The 19833-nt window shown below is 57.2% G+C and carries 14 protein-coding genes and 2 tRNA genes; 7 read left to right on the forward strand and 9 right to left on the reverse strand.

Annotation, left to right across the window (positions count from 1 at the left end):
* Positions 1 to 93 precede the first annotated feature (93 nt).
* The 8 genes from nadA to purL all read right to left on the reverse strand — a co-directional run bounded on the left by nadA (position 94) and on the right by purL (position 10463).
* The gene (gene nadA / locus ELY38_RS18210) at positions 94 to 1122 is read right to left on the reverse strand and encodes a quinolinate synthase NadA (RefSeq protein ID WP_127063582.1); all 1029 of its coding nucleotides are present in this window, start codon (positions 1120 to 1122) and stop codon (positions 94 to 96) included.
* Between the two features lie 316 nt (positions 1123 to 1438).
* Positions 1439 to 1514 (reverse strand) — tRNA-Lys (locus ELY38_RS18215).
* Positions 1515 to 1574: 60 nt separating this feature from the next.
* Positions 1575 to 1650, reverse strand: a tRNA-Lys gene (locus ELY38_RS18220).
* Between the two features lie 279 nt (positions 1651 to 1929).
* Positions 1930 to 2808, reverse strand: a complete 879-nt coding sequence (gene rluB, locus ELY38_RS18225; RefSeq protein ID WP_127063583.1) for a 23S rRNA pseudouridine(2605) synthase RluB — start codon at positions 2806 to 2808, stop codon at positions 1930 to 1932.
* The gene (gene scpB, locus ELY38_RS18230; RefSeq protein WP_127063584.1) at positions 2792 to 3613 is read right to left on the reverse strand and encodes an SMC-Scp complex subunit ScpB; all 822 of its coding nucleotides are present in this window, start codon (positions 3611 to 3613) and stop codon (positions 2792 to 2794) included. The genes rluB and scpB overlap by 17 nt, the downstream gene beginning before the upstream one ends.
* Positions 3610 to 4506, reverse strand: coding sequence for a segregation and condensation protein A (locus tag ELY38_RS18235; RefSeq protein ID WP_246009196.1), 897 nt, complete (start codon positions 4504 to 4506; stop codon positions 3610 to 3612). The genes scpB and ELY38_RS18235 overlap by 4 nt, the downstream gene beginning before the upstream one ends.
* A gap of 132 nt (positions 4507 to 4638) precedes the next feature.
* Entirely contained in the window at positions 4639 to 6399 is a 1761-nt protein-coding gene (gene radD / locus ELY38_RS18240) for a DNA repair helicase RadD (RefSeq protein ID WP_127063586.1), read from the reverse strand.
* Between the two features lie 128 nt (positions 6400 to 6527).
* Positions 6528 to 10463, reverse strand: coding sequence for a phosphoribosylformylglycinamidine synthase (gene purL, locus ELY38_RS18245; protein ID WP_127063587.1), 3936 nt, complete (start codon positions 10461 to 10463; stop codon positions 6528 to 6530).
* 183 nt (positions 10464 to 10646) lie between these two features.
* Between purL and mltF the strand changes: the two genes are divergently transcribed.
* From mltF to crtB, 7 genes are all read left to right on the forward strand, one after another.
* A complete protein-coding gene (gene mltF / locus ELY38_RS18250) occupies positions 10647 to 12113 on the forward strand; it encodes a membrane-bound lytic murein transglycosylase MltF (RefSeq protein ID WP_127063588.1) in 1467 nt (488 codons plus the stop codon).
* Between the two features lie 286 nt (positions 12114 to 12399).
* Complete coding sequence (locus tag ELY38_RS18255; protein ID WP_127063589.1) at positions 12400 to 13305, forward strand: polyprenyl synthetase family protein; 906 nt, start codon at positions 12400 to 12402, stop codon at positions 13303 to 13305.
* A gap of 99 nt (positions 13306 to 13404) precedes the next feature.
* Positions 13405 to 14448 carry a type 2 isopentenyl-diphosphate Delta-isomerase gene (gene fni, locus ELY38_RS18260; protein ID WP_127063590.1) on the forward strand — a complete coding sequence of 348 codons (1044 nt, stop codon included), beginning with the start codon at positions 13405 to 13407 and terminating at the stop codon, positions 14446 to 14448.
* A complete protein-coding gene (locus tag ELY38_RS18265) occupies positions 14445 to 15743 on the forward strand; it encodes a glycosyltransferase (RefSeq protein ID WP_127063591.1) in 1299 nt (432 codons plus the stop codon). The genes fni and ELY38_RS18265 overlap by 4 nt, the downstream gene beginning before the upstream one ends.
* The gene (gene crtY, locus ELY38_RS18270) at positions 15740 to 16900 is read left to right on the forward strand and encodes a lycopene beta-cyclase CrtY (protein WP_246009190.1); all 1161 of its coding nucleotides are present in this window, start codon (positions 15740 to 15742) and stop codon (positions 16898 to 16900) included. Before ELY38_RS18265 ends, crtY begins: the two co-directional genes overlap by 4 nt.
* 7 nt (positions 16901 to 16907) lie before the next feature.
* Positions 16908 to 18392: a phytoene desaturase gene (locus tag ELY38_RS18275; RefSeq protein ID WP_222845169.1), complete on the forward strand. Its 1485-nt coding sequence runs from the start codon at positions 16908 to 16910 to the stop codon at positions 18390 to 18392.
* Complete coding sequence (gene crtB, locus ELY38_RS18280; protein ID WP_127063592.1) at positions 18389 to 19315, forward strand: 15-cis-phytoene synthase CrtB; 927 nt, start codon at positions 18389 to 18391, stop codon at positions 19313 to 19315. Before ELY38_RS18275 ends, crtB begins: the two co-directional genes overlap by 4 nt.
* Here crtB and ELY38_RS18285 read toward each other — a convergent pair.
* Complete coding sequence (locus tag ELY38_RS18285; protein WP_127063593.1) at positions 19254 to 19781, reverse strand: sterol desaturase family protein; 528 nt, start codon at positions 19779 to 19781, stop codon at positions 19254 to 19256. The two genes, crtB and ELY38_RS18285, sit on opposite strands and share 62 nt — an antisense overlap.
* Between the last annotated feature and the right edge of the window lie 52 nt (positions 19782 to 19833).

Here is a 19833-nt window from a genome sequence, read left to right on the forward strand (position 1 = left end):
GGCCGATTACGTCTTCCACTATTGCCAACAAGGGCGCCCGGCCTGTTACCGCCGGGCGGGCGTTCTTGCATGGAATGCCTTCAACCTGCTCGATCAGGCGTTGAAACTGAGCATCCTCTCCAGGGGCTTGAGTGCACGCAGACGAAGCGACTCATCTACATGAATTTCGCCGCTGCCGTGGCGTAGCGCGCCAGCTAGATTATCCAGCGCGTTCATCGCCATCCACGGGCAGTGGGCACAACTACGACACGTGGCGCCGTTTCCAGCCGTGGGCGCTTCAAATAGTATTTTGCCCGGCACCGCTTGCTGCATCTTGAAGAAAATCCCCCGGTCAGTGGCCACAATCAGCTTATCATTGGGCAGCGACTGGGCCGCCTTAATGAGTTGCGAGGTAGAACCAGCCACATCCGCCATGCTGACCACCGACGCCGGCGACTCTGGATGGACCAGGACCGCTGCCTCGGGGTAAAGGCGCTTCAAATCCTCGATTCCTTTGGCCTTGAACTCTTCGTGGACAATACAGGCACCGTCCCACATCAGCATGTCGGCGCCGGTCTTTTTCTGGATATAACTACCCAGATGCTTATCCGGCGCCCATAAAACCTTTTCGCCCCGCGACTGCAGATGTTCAATCACCTCGACCGCAATGGAGGAAGTCACTACCCAGTCAGCACGTGCCTTTACAGCCGCTGATGTATTGGCGTAGACCACTACCGTGCGGTCAGGGTGGGCATCGCAGAAAGCGCTGAATGCTTTCTCCGGGCAGCCGATATCCAGCGAGCAGGTTGCCTCTAGAGTAGGCATTAATACGCGCTTTTCAGGTGAAAGAATCTTGGCTGTTTCGCCCATGAAGCGCACACCGGCCACGACTAGGGTGGTGGCATCGTGGCGCGCACCAAAGCGGGCCATTTCAAGGGAGTCTGCTACGCAGCCGCCGGTTGCTTCGGCCAGCTGCTGGATTGCATCGTCTGTATAGTAATGCGCGACCAGTACCGCATTGCGCGATTTGAGCAGCTGCTTTATCTCTGCAACACGTGTCTGATCTTCAGCGGGAATACGGGTCGGGCAATAAGGGCTAGGCAGCGGAGCATCGAGCTCAGCCTGAGAAGTCATTATAGTCATCGTGTCTACCACTGTGACGAACAGGGAATCCCCCTGTTAAACACCTATCGCGGTTTGTGTGATCCACACCTACCGCTCGCGATTGCAACAAGCCGATGCGTCTTTCGCCTGGCCTGCTGCGCTACTAGCTACGTTCTTTTTGCTACTATTCAAATAACTCTTTCTTGCTGGTGAGTCAGCTGGAAATACTATCAGCCAGTTTCCAATTATTGTGGTAGCAAAGCAATACTTGCCACAAGCGAAATATAGCCTGCCGCCCTGCCTTAACGCGCATAGCAAAACGCCCCTGGTAGCAAGCTACCAGGGGCGTAAAATTTGGTGGGTCGTGTAGGATTCGAACCTACGACCAATTGATTAAAAGTCAACTGCTCTACCAACTGAGCTAACGACCCAAATTTTTGCTTCTAACTTTTACAACGGCGCCGCTCAAAACGGCTATTACATCATTCGAATGGTGGGTCGTGTAGGATTCGAACCTACGACCAATTGATTAAAAGTCAACTGCTCTACCAACTGAGCTAACGACCCCCTCGAACGGATGCATATAGTACAGATACAGCTTATGCATAGCAAGAGCTTTTTTATCTTTCGACGTATATCCTTTGACCAAGGGAAGAAAAGCCGTCACATAAGCACAAAGAGTACATGGGTCGTTCGAGGTCGTCTTCTCAATTTCCAGACTGATCGCTGAAGGATGTTGGTCCAGCCTGAAAGCGAGGGGCAGTCAGCGATCAAGGTGCCAACTTTTAGGCATGCTAACCACCCCCGGGAGATAAGAACTACGCTCTATGCTTAAAAGACAAACAATTAATGGCGATTAGGTTTAGGCTTGGCTTTACGCATGGTCTGTACTGGTCGACGCTTATTTTTATCGCGGCTCCAGCGGTTCTTTTCGTCAGGCGTAAGCTCAGGCACTTTACGTGTTTCAAGATTGGCCAGCGTAGATAGGTCGTCGACCTCGTCTTGCGAAAGTTCAACCCATTCCCCTGCTTTAGCGCGCTTATCGATAAAGATGTTGCCGTAACGAACACGCTTTAGGCGACTTACGGTAAGCTCTTGCGACTCCCACAGGCGACGCACCTCGCGGTTTCGGCCTTCCAGAATGACAACGTGGAACCAGGTATTGATACCTTCGCCGCCGAATTCCTGAACATCGGTAAAACGTGCGGGTCCATCTTCCAGCATTACCCCGTCAACCATAGCGACGATGTGTTCGCGTTTGACTTCACCCATAACGCGAACCGCGTACTCACGCTCAACCTGGGTTGAAGGGTGCATTAAACGGTTGGCAAGCTCGCCATCTGTAGTGAACAGCAGCAAGCCACTGGTATTAATATCCAGTCGGCCAATCGCGATCCAGCGTTCACCTTTCAAGCGCGGCAAGCGATCAAACACCGTACGACGGCCTTCCGGGTCTTTACGGGTACACAACTCACCTTCTGGTTTGTTGTACATGATGACCCGACGCGGCGTCTCATTTTCAGGCCGCAGCGTTACCGGGCGATCATCAAGGCTGACCTTGTCGCGAATTTCAACACGGTCGCCTAGTTTAGCCACTTGGCCATTGACCTTTACCCGGCCATCGGCAATCACGGTTTCCATTTCACGCCGCGATCCAAGCCCTGCACGAGCAAGTACTTTTTGCAGCTTTTCGCTGGAGGGGGGGGTGTTATTGCTCTGAGTCATGATTATCTGACCTCATATCATTGGTCTTCATGCGTGCGCTGTCATCATTTGAGCGCTGCGCACGTGCCGCGAGCCGTGCTTCCAAGTCTGCAAAGCTCAGCGGCTGGGTTAACGCCGTCTCGGCGTGGTTGTCGGCTATCTCAGCCGTCTTGGGTGGCGCATCCTGCACGCTTTCAGGCGCTTCGTCCAGTATTTCTTCCGAGTTTTCTTCGTCATTATCAGCATTGGAGAACATCATACTTTCTTGTGCGCTGGGCGCTTCTACCTCGTCCGTTTCTTCCCACTTGGCAAGTTCATGCATGGGTGGCAGGGCGTCCAGCGTTTTGAGGCCAAAATCATCCAGAAAGCTACGCGTGGTGGCATAAACCGCTGGTCGCCCGGGCACATCACGATGTCCAACAACGCGGATCCAGCCGCGCTCCATTAATGTTCGCATGATCGAGCTGCTGACACTAACCCCTCGAACTTCTTCAATATCCCCGCGGGTAACGGGTTGCCGATAAGCAACCAGTGCAAGCGTCTCAAGCAGAGCCCGTGAATAGCGCTGAGGGCGCTCATCCCACAAACGCGATACCCAATGCGACAGTCGCGGACGAATACGCAGCTGAAATCCTGACGCGGTCTCGACCAGCTCCAAGGCGCCCTCCTTGTGGCGCTGTGAGAGCCGCGCAAGCGCGTCACGTAGCTCACGCCGAGCGGGACACTCATCTTCCAGAAACAGGGTTTCAAGCCGCTCCAGTGCCAGAGGCTCGCCTGCGGCAAGCAGCGCCGCCTCAATAATATCGTCTAGGGTGGTATCTCTCATGGCGACTTCTCATAAAGCTCAAAGGCGGACTCTTCGAAAGCGGACTCGTCCACATCAGACGCTTCAAAGACACCCTCTTCTCCGTCGGCCAGCGCAGCACTACGCGCACGCACGTGAATGGGCGATAGCGGCGCATTTTGAACAATTTCGATCATGGCCTCTTTTGCCAGTTCCAGGATTGCCATAAAGGTCACCACGACGCCTGCCCGCCCTTCCTCCAGCGTGAACAGGGTTTCAAAGGGCGTGTAGTGTTCGCTGGTCAGCTGCTCCATTATCCTGAGCATGCGCTCACGGGTCGAAAGCACCTCTCGGCTGATCTGGTGGGCCTTGACCAGCTCGGCACGCTTGAGAATATCGGACAACGCACCGAGCAGCTCATCAAGCTCTACATCGGGATGAATGACTCGCGCTTCCAGAGGCGGCAGACCTGCCTGAACGCTGAACCAATCGCGGCCCATGCGGGGTAGCGTATCCAGGGTTTCCGCAGCAGCCTTTAGGCGCTCATACTCCTGTAGCCGGCGAATCAGCTCGGCACGCGGGTCTTCTTCCTCCTCCCCTTCGGCCTTGGGCGGCCGCGGCAGCAGCGTGCGTGACTTGATCTCAGCTAGCATTGCCGCCATCAGCAGATACTCACCGGCAAGCTCAATCTCCATGGCCTGCATCAGCTCTACGTACTCGATGTACTGATGCGTAATCGCCGCCACGTTGATCGTAAGAATATCCAGGTTTTGCCGACGAATAAGATACAGAAGAAGATCCAGCGGCCCCTCGAACGTTTCCAGAAATACGCGCAGCGCCTCGGGGGGAATATATAAATCCTCGGGCAACTGGGTAATCGGCTCGTCAAACAGCCGCCCAAGCGCCTCCTCCACCGGCTCTGACGTAAGGGTAATCGGTTGGTCTGAATCGACAGTGGCGCTTTGTATCTCGCTCACGCAGTAGATGTCTCTTGATCAATGGGCTCTGGCGCGCAGTGTAACAAAGTCGACGCATGGCGAGGCGTAGCGTTTGAAGTAGCGACCATCTTAGCCAGCCTCGTCCGCTTTGCGGTAACGACCTTGATAATCGAAAAGCTTGTCACGAATCTGGAAATGCCGACCTGCCTTACGCCCAACCACGAAATCCGGATGGCGTAAGCGGCACTGTTCGTTAATCACTTCTTCGGGCGTTACCGGCTGCCAGGAAGTGCCCGGTGCCCGCAGGTGATGGCGTAGGAAAACCGCATAAAATGCTCGACGCTGAGCGGGCGTTTCCAGAGCAAACCACTCGGAGAGCGCTGTACCATCCTCATCGTGATAGGTAACTTTTAAACGCGGCAGCCCACGCCCATTTTGAGCAGCCTCCAGCTGCATACCGCTGACTCGCAGCACTCGGGCATCTTTGAGCCTTAATGCGTCCTTGAGCTTATCGTCCGCATCCACTAGCAACTGCTCGCAGCCATGGCAGCGTCGTGCGGCAATATCGTTTTCAGCGCCGCAGTTATCACACACCTTGAAGCGAAAGCGGAAATCGCACTGGATACGTTTTCCGGCATCATTTTCAATCAGCCCCTGGCAGCGGCGGCCAAAGTGCTCAATCACCAGCTCACCATCGCGCTTGCCCCAAAAAAGATTGGCGTGACCGCAGGTCGGGCATTCCACCTGGACAGGCTCGTTGTCCCCCGGCGGCTTAGGCTCGCCCACTTCCGGCGCGTAAAGATCCCAAGGATTACCGGCATAATCCAGAATCAGACAGTTTTCCTTACCTTCAGAGAGGCGTAGCCCTCGCCCAGCAATTTGCTGATACAGGCTCACCGACTCAGTGGGCCGCAGTATGGCAATTAAATCCACATGTGGTGCATCAAAACCGGTGGTCAGTACCGAGACATTGACCAGGTATTTAAGCCTTCGTGCCTTGAAAGCGTTTATCAGCTCAGTGCGCTCGATGGAAGGTGTTGCTCCGGTAATAAGGGCCGCTTGATCAAGTGGTAAATACCCCATGATTTCTTCGGCGTGAGCAACAGTAGCAGCAAAGATCATCACACCCTGACGCGAAGCGGCGCGCTCAATAATCTGGCTGATAATCATGGGCGTGGCGCGGTTACCGGCAACCACCCGGTTAAGTTCCGCCTCACGATAATGCCCGCTTTCAGCGGGCGCCAGCAGGGAAAAATCGTACCCTTCGATTGCCATATCCAGGCGTTTTGGCTCGGCCAGATAGCCTTGCTTCACCATCAGGCGAAGCGGCTGCTCAAACACACAGTCGCGAAAAAAGCTCTCTTCGCTGCCGCGCACCATGCCATGGTAGTGGCGGTGATAGATAAATCCTTGCCCCAACCGATAAGGCGTGGCGGTCAGGCCCAGCACCTTGAGATTGGCATTCTGCTTGCGCAGGTGATCAATCACCTGGCGGTAGCTGGCCTCTGTGTTAAGCGATACACGGTGGCACTCATCAATCACCAGCAGTGTGAAGCCTGCATCGTTGAATGAATCCAGATTGCGCACCACCGACTGCACTGAACCAAACACTACCTGACGGGAAGCCTCCTTGCGCTTTAGCCCCGCGCTGAAGATATCCGCTTCAAGCCCATAGGCCTGGTATTTGGCGTGGTTTTGCTCCACCAGCTCGCGCACGTGGGCCAGCACCAGCACGCGCCCGCGTGCAAGGCGCGCCAGCTCTGCAATGACCAGCGATTTGCCGCTGCCGGTAGGCAGCACCACCACGGCAGGCTCGCTGGAGGCGCGAAAGTGTTCCACTACGCGTTTCACGGCATCTGTCTGATATGGCCGCAAGGCAGGTGACGACATAACACTCCATTGGCATGAAAATGGATCAGCAAGCTACTGAGCCTGCCGACCTGGCTCACCTCTCATTAGCGATAACGGCGGCCCCAGGGCCGCCGTTATGCGTTGCTACTACCTCAGTACCGCGAGGCTTAACCCACCCATACCCGCGCATTACGGAACAGGCGCAGCCAGGCTCCGTCTTCTGTCCATTCTGCCGGACGCCAGGAATTCGTCACCGCCCGGGTAACGCGCTCCGGGTGGGGCATCATGATCGTGACACGGCCATCCGGTGTAGTTAGTCCAGTAATACCTGAAGGCGAGCCGTTGGGGTTAGCCGGGTAACGCGTAGTTACCTGCCCATAATTATCGATGTAGCGCAGCGCAATCTGGTTGCTGGACTGCATGCTGCGCAGATGCGCCGTATCCCGAAACTCGGCGCGGCCTTCGCCATGTGCAACCGCGATAGGCAGCTGAGAACCTTCCATACCGGCAAGCAGAATCGAGGGCGTCTTCTCAACCCGCAGCATGGCAACCCGCGCTTCAAACTGCTCGGACTCGTTGCGCACAAAGCTTGGCCAGTTTTCTGCGCCCGGAATCAGCGACTTCAGCTGAGATAGCATCTGACAACCGTTGCACACACCTAGTGAGAAGCTGTCGTCGCGGGTGAAGAAGGCCGCAAACTGATCACGCGCGCGCTCATTGAACAGCACTGATTTCGCCCAGCCGCCACCAGCCCCCAGCACATCGCCATAGGAGAAGCCACCACAGGCAACCAGCCCCTTGAACTCATCAAGTGAAACGCGACCTTCCAGTATATCGCTCATGTGCACATCGACCGCGTCGAAACCGGCCTTGTCGAACGCCCAACCCATTTCGACCTGACCATTCACACCCTGCTCACGCAGCACCGCCACGGCCGGTTTAGCGGTGTTGATAAACGGCGCGCTGATATCCTCGTTGATATCAAACGTCGGTGTTGCGAAGAGGCCGGGGTCGCGCGTATCGAGCAGGTTATCAAACTCACTCTTGGCGCACTCGGGATTATCACGCAGCGCCTGCAGGCGGTAGCTGGTTTCTGACCAAGTACGCTGGGTCAGCTGACGCGTGGTTTCCAAAAGCGGCTCTTCAAACAGCGTCACCCGCACCTGATCGTCGTAACGTGGCCTTGCGATCACACCACAGGTTTCAATACCCGCCACGGCGAACTGGGAGAGCACTTCTTCAGTGTGCTTGCGGTTGACCTGAATGACCGCGCCAAGCTCTTCAGAGAACAGTGCATTGAGCGCTTCAACCGGCTCATCAATCATCCAGTCCAGCTTTATTTCAAGCCCGGCATGCGCAGCGAAGGCCATCTCCAACAGTGTGACCAGCAGGCCACCATCACTGCGGTCGTGGTAGGCCAGCAGCTTGCCGTCGCGGTTAAGCCCTTGGATGACTTCAAAGAACGCCTTCAAATCTTCCGGGTCATCCAAATCCGGGCAGGTATTGCCCACCTGACCGTAGACCTGGGCCAACGCAGAGCCGCCCAAGCGGTTCTGGCCGTTACCCAGGTCGATCAGGATCAGATCCGACTCGTCCTGCTCCAGGTTGATCTGGGGCGTCAGGGTGGCCAGGGCATCGGTCACCGGGGCAAAACCGGTAATCACGGCCGCGAGCGGAGAAGTGACGCTTTTCTCCTCGCGCTCGCCCTGAGCATTCTCATCCTGCCAAGCAGTGCGCATGGACATCGAGTCCTTACCTACCGGTACCGCAATGCCAAGCGCCGGGCAAAGCTCCATGCCGACGGCATATACCGCATCATACAGCGCCTGGTTCTCGCCAGGATGGTCGGCTGCGCTCATCCAGTTGGCGGAGAGTTTGATGTCCCCCAGCTTGGCAATCGGCGCCGCCGCCAAGTTGGTAATCGTCTCGGCTACCGCCAGTCGCGCACTGGCCGCGGGGTTAATCAAGGCCACCGGCGGACGCTCGCCCATCGCCATGGCTTCACCGGCATGTGTGTCGTAGCTGGCGGTCGTGACCGCCACATCCGCTACCGGCACTTGCCAGGGGCCGACCATCTGGTCGCGGGCCACCTGGCCCGTGATTGAACGGTCGCCAATGGTAATCAGGAAACTCTTGGAGGCCACGGCGGGCAGGCGTAATACACGATCAAGCGCTTCACGAAGATCAAGGTTATCCAGCATCACCCCGGAAAGCTCGGGTTCGTGGCGCTCAAAGCTGCGCTGCATTTTCGGCGCCTTGCCGAACAGCACGCTCATGGGCAGATCAATTGGCTTGGTATTGAAGTGACCATCGCGCACTTCCAGGTGATGATCCGCCTGGGCCTCACCCACGACCGCATAGGGGCAGCGCTCTCGCTTGCACAGCGCATCAAAGGTGGCCAGGTCTTCAGCCGCTACCGCCAGTACGTAGCGCTCCTGGGCTTCGTTACACCAGATTTCCAGCGGGCTCATGCCCGGTTCGGCGTTGGGTACGGCGCGCAGATCAAAAAGCCCGCCCCGGTTGCCGTCTTTAACAAGCTCTGGAAGCGCGTTGGAGAGCCCCCCTGCGCCCACATCATGAATAAAGCAGATCGGGTTTTTATCCCCCAGCGCCCAGCAGCGGTCGATTACCTCCTGGGCGCGCCGCTCGATTTCCGGGTTTTCTCGCTGCACCGAGGCAAAGTCCAGATCGGCGCTTGAAGTGCCGGAAGACATGCTGGAGGCAGCACCACCGCCCAGACCAATCAGCATCGCCGGACCACCCATCACGATCAGCTTGCCACCAACCGGAATATCACCCTTCTGGACGTGCTGGGCACGGATGTTGCCATACCCACCGGCAATCATGATCGGCTTATGAAAACCGCGCCGCTCAATGCCACCCTCGTTGAGCGATTCCTGCTCGTAAGTACGGAAATAGCCGGTGAGATTGGGACGGCCAAACTCGTTGTTGAATGCCGCACCGCCAATCGGGCCTTCCAGCATGATATTAAGCGCCGACTGCATGCGCTCCGGCTTGCCGTAGTCAAACGCTTCCCAGGGCTGAACAAACTCAGGAATACGCAGGTTTGAAACGGTGAAGCCTGACAGGCCAGCCTTGGGCTTTCCGCCGATACCCGTTGCGCCCTCATCGCGAATTTCGCCACCCGAGCCGGTCGCCGCACCAGGAAAAGGTGCAATCGCTGTAGGGTGGTTATGGGTTTCCACCTTCATCAGGATATGAATGGGCTCCTGATGCGTGCCGTAAAGCGCACGCTCATCGTCTGCGCCGGTCAGCGGCGTTGCATAAAAGCGGCCCGCCTGACTACCTTTGATGACCGCCGCGTTATCGCTGTAGGCGGAAAGCACGTTATCGGGAGACGTGGCAAAGGTGTTCTTGATCATCTTGAACAGCGAGTGGGACTGAAGCTCCCCATCGATCACCCAGTCGGCATTGAAGATCTTGTGCCGACAGTGTTCGGAGTTGGCCTGGGCGAACATCATCAGTTCGATATCCGTTGGGTTACGCCCAAGCTCGTTGAAGGCATCTACCAGATAGTCGACTTCGTCATCAGCCAGCGCCAGACCCAGCTCACGGTTGGCCGTCACCAGCGCCTCGCGGCCGCTGTTCAGGATATCCACACTACCCAGCGGCGCCGGGGCGTGGTGGGCAAACAGCCTTTCCGCATCAGACGCGTCATCAAGCACGGTTTCTGTCATACGGTCGTGTAGTAATGCCGCTACGGCCGTCAGGCTCTCCTCGCTGGGGGCCGTGCTAAACCCTATCTGGTAATCGACCCCACGCTCAATGCGGCGAATTTCTGACAGGCCACAATTATGGGCAATATCAGTAGCCTTGGATGACCAGGGCGACTGTGTGCCTAAGCGTGGCACCACCAGAAAACGTTTAGCGTTGGCTGGCGCTTCAACCTGAGAAGCGGTGCCATAATCCAAAAGCTGCGTTAGACGCTCACCAGAGGCGTCGCTGAGCTCTTCACGGTGGTCAATAAAATGAACATAGTGGGCAGACAGCGCCTCCACCTCGGGAACACGTTCACGCAGCACCGTTAACAGCCGTGTATGACGGAAGGCAGAAAGGGCGGGTGCGCCTCGCAGTTCGAGCATATCCAGAAGCCTCTAGAGCAGGGAGAATTCGAGCAGGGAAATAGCAGGCCGCTATGCGACCCCCTTAAATGACACTGATTAGGCACTATGATACTGGAAAGCGGCGGCCACACGAAATCAACAAGGTGACAGCATGCCCCTGTCTGGGTATCGTGGCAGCATGTTTCATGCCGAAAAGCCCCCATGCCGACGTTGATCCACCCACATTTCATAGCGCATTATCGCCGCTATTTTGCGTTACTTTTCATCATATTAATGATTCTCACCCCGACGTTTCCCAAGGTGGCGCCAGGGGAGCATTTAACGCAAATTCAAATAAAAGATTTCATCACGGCGCAGACCCGCAATACCCCAACGACCTACTACGAAGGGCGCCTGGGGCCAACCGGGTTTGAGTACGAGTTGATGCACCTGTTCGCCGAGTATCTCGGCGTCAGCCTGAATATGAATGCCAAACATAACCCTGAAAGCGTTTTGTCGGCGGTGCGAGAACAGGGCGACCTTGGCGCGGCGGCCCTGCCGCTACTGCCCGCCACGTCGGGCGTCCACTACACCCGCCCGATCATCCAGATGCAGCCGCTGGTGGTTTATCGACGCGGCCTTTATGGAATACAGAAACCTGGTGATTTGGTGGGGCTGGAGCTTGGCACGCTAAGCGAGGCGGGTACCAGCGAGGCGCTGCGCGAGCTTCAGCGCGACTATGCTGCGTTAAGCTGGAAAGAGTCTTCCGAGTTGGAGGTTGCCGAACTGCTTGCCCAGGTAGAGAACGGCATGCTGGACGCTGCGGTTATTTTCGACCATCAGTTTCGGCTTAACCGGCTATTTTTCCCTAATGTCGAGCGTGGTTTTTTGCTCGGTGACCCACTCTCCATGGTATGGGCTGTGCCCAGCGGGCGGGGATTGGGGCTACTGGAAGCAGCCAACCAGTTTCTACAGGACCTTGAGGAAAGCGGCTCGCTTAATCACTTGATAAACCGATACTTCGGCCACGATGACTACTTAGAGTATGTGGGCACCCGCACCTTTCTTGCCCATCTAGATGCCCGACTGCCATCGTTTATCGATCTGTTCCAGCAGGCAGCGAGCGAAACCGGATTCGACTGGAAACTGCTCGCCGCCGTAGGTTATCAAGAGTCACACTGGGATGCGGAGGCAGTATCGCCTACCGGTGTGCGCGGGCTGATGATGCTGACCCACCCAACGGCCAGCGAAATGGGCGTGGATAACCGCCGCGACGCGGCACAAAGCATTGATGGGGGTGCGCGCTACCTGCGTAGTCTCAAGAACCGTCTTCCTGAAAGCATCACGGGCAACGACCGCCTGTACATGGCCATGGCTGCTTACAACGTTGGCTTGGGGCATCTCTACGATGCGCGAAAAATTGCTGAAATGCGCGGCGGCGATCCTAATCTGTGGCGCGATGTTCGCGAAGCGCTGCCGCTATTACAGCACGAGGAGTGGCATAGCCAAACGCGCCACGGCTATGCGCGCGGTGGTGAACCGGTTATTTACGTACGCAATATTCGCCGCTATTACGAAATGATTGAGTACGTGGAGCGCAGTCGTCAGCAGTTTTTTCAACTAGAACAAGCGGGCAATGACAGCATGTCGATGCTTCCGTTTGAGCTTGTCCCGCCGTTAAGCCAGTAACGCTTGGGCTCACTTCTTTCAGCCCAACCCGCGTGTATGCCTTTTTTATATAAAAAATAATTACCTAAACTGAGGAATTAAAGAAAATTCACGGCATATGGATTACGCTTTTCTAACGGTTGAATAAAAATATGCTCACCATCAGCGTTAGTTGCGTTAACACAACGTCAGGCGCAGATTCTGTAAAGTGCTATGAAGGAACATGCTGGCCTGGCACTCGTGGCCGCCGCGCACTTTCAGCGTCTGACAGACATATCGCCATAATGGGAAACCAGGGATTGCTTTAATGAACGCCAGCGTCGATACACTCTCAAGCCATGAAGACGAGTTGCAGGCACTGCGCGACGCGCTTCAAACACGCCTTGCGCAGCTGCTGCCCGAAGGGCATGAACACGACTTGGTGTGTACGGCAATGCGTGAAGGGACTCTGGTGCCGGGTAAACGCATCCGTCCGCTGCTATTGATACTGGCAGCCCAGGATTTAGGCTGCGAACTAGGGCAGCCAGGACTTCTTGATCTGGCCTGCGCGATTGAAATGGTCCACGCGGCCTCGTTGATTCTTGATGACATCCCCTGCATGGACAACGCATTAATGCGTCGCGGCAAGCCTACCATTCACCGCCAATTTGGTGAAAATGTCGCAATCCTGGCGGCCGTGGCGCTACTCAGCCGGGCCTTTGGTGTCGTGGCAGAGGCTGAAGGCCTTAGAGATGCCAGCAAAACCGAGGCGGCCGCCGAACTATCGCGCGCGGCAGGCCTGCAAGGCCTGGTTCAGGGCCAGTTTCGCGACTTAAGCGAGGGCAGCCAGCCACGTAGCGCCGAGGCAATTCTCTCGACCAATACGCTTAAAACCAGCACGCTGTTTGAGGCGACGCTGCAAATGGCAGCCCTGGCAGCGGGCGCCTCAATGCAAGTCCGCCAAACCCTGCGCTACTTTGCCCAGGATCTGGGGCAAGCTTTTCAACTGCTGGACGATCTTTCCGACGGCTGCACCACCACAGGCAAGGACATCAACAAAGATAGCGGCAAGTCGACATTGGTCGCCATCCTCGGCCCAGAGGCCGTACATCAGCGTCTACAAGAGCATCTGATCAGTGCCGATGAGCATCTTTCACATGCCTGCGGTCACAAGGCCGTTACCCGGCATTTTATGCGCCGCTGGTTTGAAAAGCAGCTGACCATGTTCGGCTGATTTCTCATACGTATAGCGCAGCCCTTGCTATCTTATCGGTATGGGAAGCCAGTAACACAACGGCGGTGTGCCTCCATATCCAGGTTCAAAGGAATGACAATGAAGGATACAGAGCTGACTCGGCGTAAAAACGATCATTTGGACATCGTACTCGACCCGGCGCTGGCGATAAAAAAGACCCGAACGGGGTTTGAGCACTGGCGCTTTGAACACTGCGCACTGCCCGAGCTTGACCTAGACCGTATTGATCTAACCACATCGCTTTTCGACCGGGCCATGCAAGCGCCGCTTCTGATCAGCTCCATGACCGGCGGCGCCAGCCGCGCCAACAATATCAATCGCTTCTTGGCCGAAGCAGCGCAAACGCTGGGGCTGGCCATGGGCGTGGGTTCCCAGCGGGTGGCACTAGAAAGTGACGCCAACTGGGGACTAACCCGCGAGCTGCGTAAACTGGCCCCGGATATCCCGCTACTCGCCAACCTGGGCGCCGCGCAGCTTCTTGGCCAGCACGGCAGCGATTACGCCAAGCGGGCGGTAGAGATGGTCGACGCCGACGCGCTGATTATCCACCTGAATCCGCTGCAGGAAGCACTGCAAACTGGGGGGGATCGCGACTGGCGTGGCATTCTGGCAGCCATTGAGCGGGTCACGGCCTCGCTGGGCACCCCGGTAGTCGTCAAGGAGGTAGGTGCAGGACTCTCGCCCACGGTTGCCCGGCAGTTGTATGAGTCCGGGGTTGCCATGCTGGATATTGCGGGTGCTGGTGGTACCAGTTGGGCCGCCGTTGAAGGCGAGCGCGCCAGCACACCGCACAAGCGCGCAGTGGCCATGGCCTTTGCCAACTGGGGGATTCCTACCGCGCAGGCCCTGTGTCAGGTGCGCAAAGCGCTGCCTACCATGCCGCTGATCGCTTCAGGCGGTATCAACGACGGTATCGATGCGGCCAAGGCGCTGTGTCTGGGAGCTGATCTGGTAGGCCAGGCAGCGGCGGCCCTGCATAGCGCAACCACCTCCCTGGAGGCGGTTGTCGAGCACTTTCAAATCGTGATTGAACAACTGCGGGTGGTCTGCTTTTGCACCGGCAGCGCTGACCTGACCGCGCTAAAGCATGCAGCGTTACTGCCGTTAGAGAACACGCCATGAGCCACTATGCGGTTGTCGCGCCACCGCTTCACAGCCATGTTAAAGCGCTGCAGGCGCTGGCTATCCGTTTGATTGAGCGCGGCCACCGAGTCACGTTTATCCAGCAGTTCGAGGCACGCACGCTGCTTGATGACCCGCGTATCGGTTTTTACCCTCTGGCCGAAACGCGTCTTGCTTCAGGCAGCCTGGCCAATACCCTGAAGCTTGCTGCCCGCCCCTCCGGTTTTGGCCTGCTTCGGCTGATTAACGACCTGGCCACCACCACCGATATGCTCTGCAATGAGCTTCCTGCGGCCATTGAAGCGTTAAGTATTGACGGGCTCATTGTCGATCAGATGGAAGCCGCTGGCAGCTTGGTAGCTGATGCGCTAAAACTGCCTTACGTATCGGTCGCCTGCGCCCTGCCGGTTAACCGCGAGCCAGGCCTGCCACTCCCCGTCATGCCATTTGGCTACGCCACCAGCATCCAGGCCCGCCACCGCTATCAAGCCAGTGAAAAAATCTATGACTGGCTGATGCGCCGCCATGCCCAGGTGATTGCACGCCATGCCCAGCGCTTTGGTCTGACACCGCGCCATGCGTTGCATGAGTGTTTGTCCACACTTGCCCAGATCAGCCAAACGCCTGTGACGCTTGATTTTCCTCGCCACTCCCTGCCCACCTGCTTTCATGCGGTAGGGCCACTACGGGAAGGCAGACCTGCCGGTCATTTATCAATCGCACAGGCGGCCATACCGCCCGAGCCGTTTGTATTTGCCTCGTTAGGCACGCTGCAAGGCCATCGCTACGCGCTATTTAACAAGATTGCCAGGGCCTGCCAACGCCTGGAGATGCCGTTGCTGATTGCCCACTGCGGCGGACTAAACACAACGCAAGCCGCCAAGCTTGCAACCTACGCCACGACGTCTGTTACCGACTTTGCCGACCAGCACGTCGTGCTTTCCAAAGCCCGCGCGGTGATTACTCACGGCGGCCTGAACACTGTTATTGATGCCATTGAAAGCACCACACCCATGCTTGCAATACCGCTGGCCTTTGATCAACCGGGAGTGGCGGCACGCGTTGTTCACCATGGTATTGGGCTACGCGCTTCCCGGTTTGCCAGCAGCGCCACTCTGGCCACGCGTTTAAGCAATCTGCTCAATAATGATATTTATCGGCTTCGCCTGCGGGCCATGCGCGCCTCGCTTGGTAGCCCAGAAAGTGCGGTTCAAACAGGTGGCGCCCTACAGGCAGCCCTGATCACCGAACAGGCGCTTCGTGAACGGCGCCCCGTGCTGGCGGTGGCAGCATGATGAATACCCGGTGGGATCTTATTCTGGTGGGCGCGGGGTTAGCCAACGGTCTGATTGCCTGGCGCTTGAAACAGCGCCAGCCTGCGCTTAACGTATTGCTACTGGAAGCGGGCCCGACTCCCGGCGGCAATCATACCTGGTCATATCATCACGGCGACCTCAGCCCTGCCCAGCACGCCTGGCTTGCCCCGCTGGTAGTACACCGCTGGGATGATTACGACGTCTTCTTTCCAGCCCTCACCCGCACCGTGGCGGGCAGCTACTACAGTGTGACGTCCGAGCGCTTTGCCGACATCATCAGCCAAGCACTTGGCGAGCAGCTGCTCACCCATACGATGATTACTCAGCTAACGCCCACCTCGGTAACTCTGAAAGATGGACGCACGCTTGAAGCAAGGGCGGTTATTGATGGCCAAGGCTACCGACCAAGCCCATACCTCACTGTCGGGCTTCAGGCTTTTCTCGGTCAGCAGTGGCAGCTTGAGCGCCCTCACGGGTTAACCCGCCCACGGCTGATGGATGCCACCGTAGATCAGCAAGGCGGCTACCGCTTTGTCTATACCTTGCCTCTGTCCGCGACGGAGCTTTTGATTGAAGATACCCACTACATTGACCAGGCCACGCTTAAAGCGCAGCAGGCGCGTGACAATATCCGGCTTTACGCGAGCGCTCAAGGCTGGCAGCTCGAGACGTTACAGCGCGAAGAGCAGGGCAATCTGCCCATCACCCTGACAGGCAATCATCAAGCGTTCTGGCAGGCGGCCCAGGGGCAACCTTGCAGCGGTCTGCGTGGGGGACTGTTTCATCCCACCACAGGCTACTCATTACCACAAGCGGTGGCGCTGGCGGATTTGATCGCCACCCAAGCAAGCTTTACGCCTGAATCGCTTTATCGCCTTGTTCACCGCTTCGCCAGCCAGCGCTGGCGAGAGCAGCGCTTTTTTCGCATGCTCAACCGGATGCTGTTTCTGGCAGGGCCGGCAGACAAACGCTGGCAGGTAATGCAACGCTTTTACGGCTTGAATGACGGCCTAATTGCCCGGTTTTATGCAGGCAAGCTGACTCTTGCCGATCAGGCACGACTTTTGACGGGTAAACCACCGGTACCCGTGCGCGAGGCCTTACAGGCCGTTCTCAAACAAACTCCACGGCTGTGAGCCTTTCATGATGAGTAAAGCTATCGTAATTGGGTCAGGCTTTGGTGGCTTGGCGCTGGCTATCCGTTTACAGGCAGCGGGTATTCCTACCCTGATTCTTGAACAGCGCGACAAACCGGGCGGGCGCGCCTATGTTTACCAGGACCAAGGCTTTACCTTTGATGCAGGCCCCACGGTAATCACCGACCCAAGCGCCATTGAGGAGCTGTTTAGCTTGGCGGGCAAGCGCCTGGCCGACTATGTCGAGCTCATGCCGGTCACGCCTTTTTATCGTTTGTGCTGGGAGTCGGGAAAGGTATTTGATTACGATAACGACCAGGCCCATCTCGAAAAGCAGATTGGTCAGTTTAACCCGCGTGATGTGGAAGGCTATCGGCGCTTTTTAGACTACTCTCAGGCGGTATTCAAAGAGGGCTACCTGAAGCTTGGCACCGTTCCATTTCTATCGTTTCGCGATATGGTACGCGCAGGCCCCCAACTGGCGCGCCTGCAAGCCTGGCGCAGCGTTTACAGCATGGTGGCAAAATTTATCGAAGACGACCATTTGCGTCAGGCGTTCTCTTTTCACTCGCTTCTGGTGGGCGGCAACCCGTTTGCCACCTCCTCCATTTATACGCTGATTCACGCGCTTGAGCGCGAGTGGGGCGTATGGTTTCCGCGCGGCGGCACCGGCGCCCTGGTGCAGGGCATGGTGAAGCTCTTCCAGGACTTGGGCGGCAAGATTGAACTCAATGCTGAAGTCACGCAGCTTGAAGCCGAGGGCAATACCCTGCAGGCGGTACAGCTTGCCGACGGCCGGCGCATTGAAGCGAGCGCTGTGGCCTCCAACGCCGACGTAGTGCATACCTATGAAAAGCTCCTCGGCCATCATCCTGTGGGGGAGGCGCGCAGCACCTCGCTCAAGCGCAAGCGTATGAGCAACTCACTGTTTGTCCTCTATTTTGGACTCAATCATCACCACGATCAGCTGGCCCACCACACCGTCTGCTTCGGACCGCGCTATAAGGAGCTGATTGATGATATCTTTAATAGCGACGCGCTGGCCGAGGATTTTTCCCTCTACCTGCATGCGCCTTGCGTTACCGACCCCTCGTTGGCACCACCCGGCTGCGGCAGCTACTACGTACTTGCCCCTGTGCCCCATCTGGGGACTGCCGACCTGGATTGGGAGGTAGAAGGCCCTCGCCTGCGCGAGCGTATTTTTGATTACTTAGATCAGCACTACATGCCGGGGCTTCGCGAGCAGTTGGTTACCCATCGGATGTTCACGCCGTTTGATTTTCGCGACCAGCTGGGAGCATATCAGGGCTCGGCGTTTTCAATCGAGCCCATCCTGACGCAAAGCGCTTGGTTTCGCCCCCATAACCGCGACAGCCGCATTGCCAACCTTTATTTAGTAGGCGCGGGAACCCACCCAGGCGCAGGTGTGCCGGGGGTGATCGGCTCAGCCAAGGCAACTGCCGGATTGATAGTGGAGCAACTGGCCCCATGAATCAGCCCCTGCTTGACCACGCGACTCGCACCATGGCCGTTGGCTCCAAAAGTTTTGATACGGCAGCCAAACTGTTTGATGCTGATACCCGGCGCAGCGCCCTGATGCTCTACGCCTGGTGCCGCCACTGTGACGATGTGATCGACGACCAGGCGCTAGGCTTCAACACCGGCATTGCCAGCGCGACCGGCGCACAGCAGCGTCTGGCTACCCTTGAGACGCAAACCCGACAGGCTTATGCAGGCGAGCCGATGGAGACGCCCGCCTTTGCGGCATTTCAGGAAGTGGCCCTCAAACATGACATTCCCCCACGACGGGCGTTTGAGCACCTTGAAGGCTTTGCCATGGACGTACGTGATGAACGCTACGCCACTTTTGAGGATACGCTGCGCTACTGCTATCACGTGGCGGGAGTGGTGGGTCTGATGATGGCCCAGGTCATGGGCGTGCGTGATGAAGAAGTACTGGACCGTGCCTGCGACTTGGGACTGGCGTTTCAGCTCACTAATATTGCCCGGGATATCGTGGAAGATGCCCGCATTGGGCGCTGCTATTTACCGGAAAGCTGGTTAGCCGAAGAACAGCTGTCCATGGCCACACTAGCTGATCCTAGCCACCGTCCTCGCGTGGCGCGGCTTGCCGAGCGCCTGATTAACCAGGCCGAACCCTACTACGCCTCTGCTCAGGCTGGACTTTCCGGGCTTCCACTGCGCTCGGCCTGGGCGATTGCCACGGCGCACGGGGTATACCGCAAGATTGGCCTGAAAGTGCAGCGCGCCGGGGCGAATGCCTGGGATCAACGTCAGAGCACCAGCCGCCAGGAAAAGGTAGCACTACTGACCAAAGGCAGTGTGCTGGCGCTCAGCTCTCGCGTGACGACGCCAGCTCCTCGTCCGCCGGGGCTCTGGCAGCGGCCAGCGTAGCTGACTGACGCTTTTTAAGTGTTGCCTGCAGCTTGTCTACCGGCGGTGCATATAGAAAGCCGAACGACACGCACTCCTCGCGCCCCTTGACCGCATGGTGCAGGCGGTGCGCCTTGTAGAGACGCTTCAGGTAGCCGCGCCTTGGGATATAACGAAACGGCCAGCGCTTATGCACCAGCCCATCGTGCACGATGAAATAGATTGCGCCATATGCAGTCATACCTGCGCCGACCCATTGCAAAGGCCACACACCGGCGGTGCCTAGCGCAATCAACCCAATGGCGAACAGTGCGAACACCACGGCATACAGATCGTTAAGTTCGAACCATCCGGTACGCGGCCGATGGTGCGAGCGGTGCCAGCCCCACCCCCAGCCATGCATGATGTACTTATGGGCAAGCGTCGCGAAAATCTCCATGCCAGCGATCGTGAGCAGGACGATTAAGGTATTCCACACTGCAAGCATATAGTCTCCACGCCACCTCAAGTGACCACTTGATACACAGTCTATCCCGAAT

The organism is Vreelandella nanhaiensis, from assembly GCF_003990185.1.
GTDB lineage: Bacteria > Pseudomonadota > Gammaproteobacteria > Pseudomonadales > Halomonadaceae > Vreelandella > Vreelandella nanhaiensis.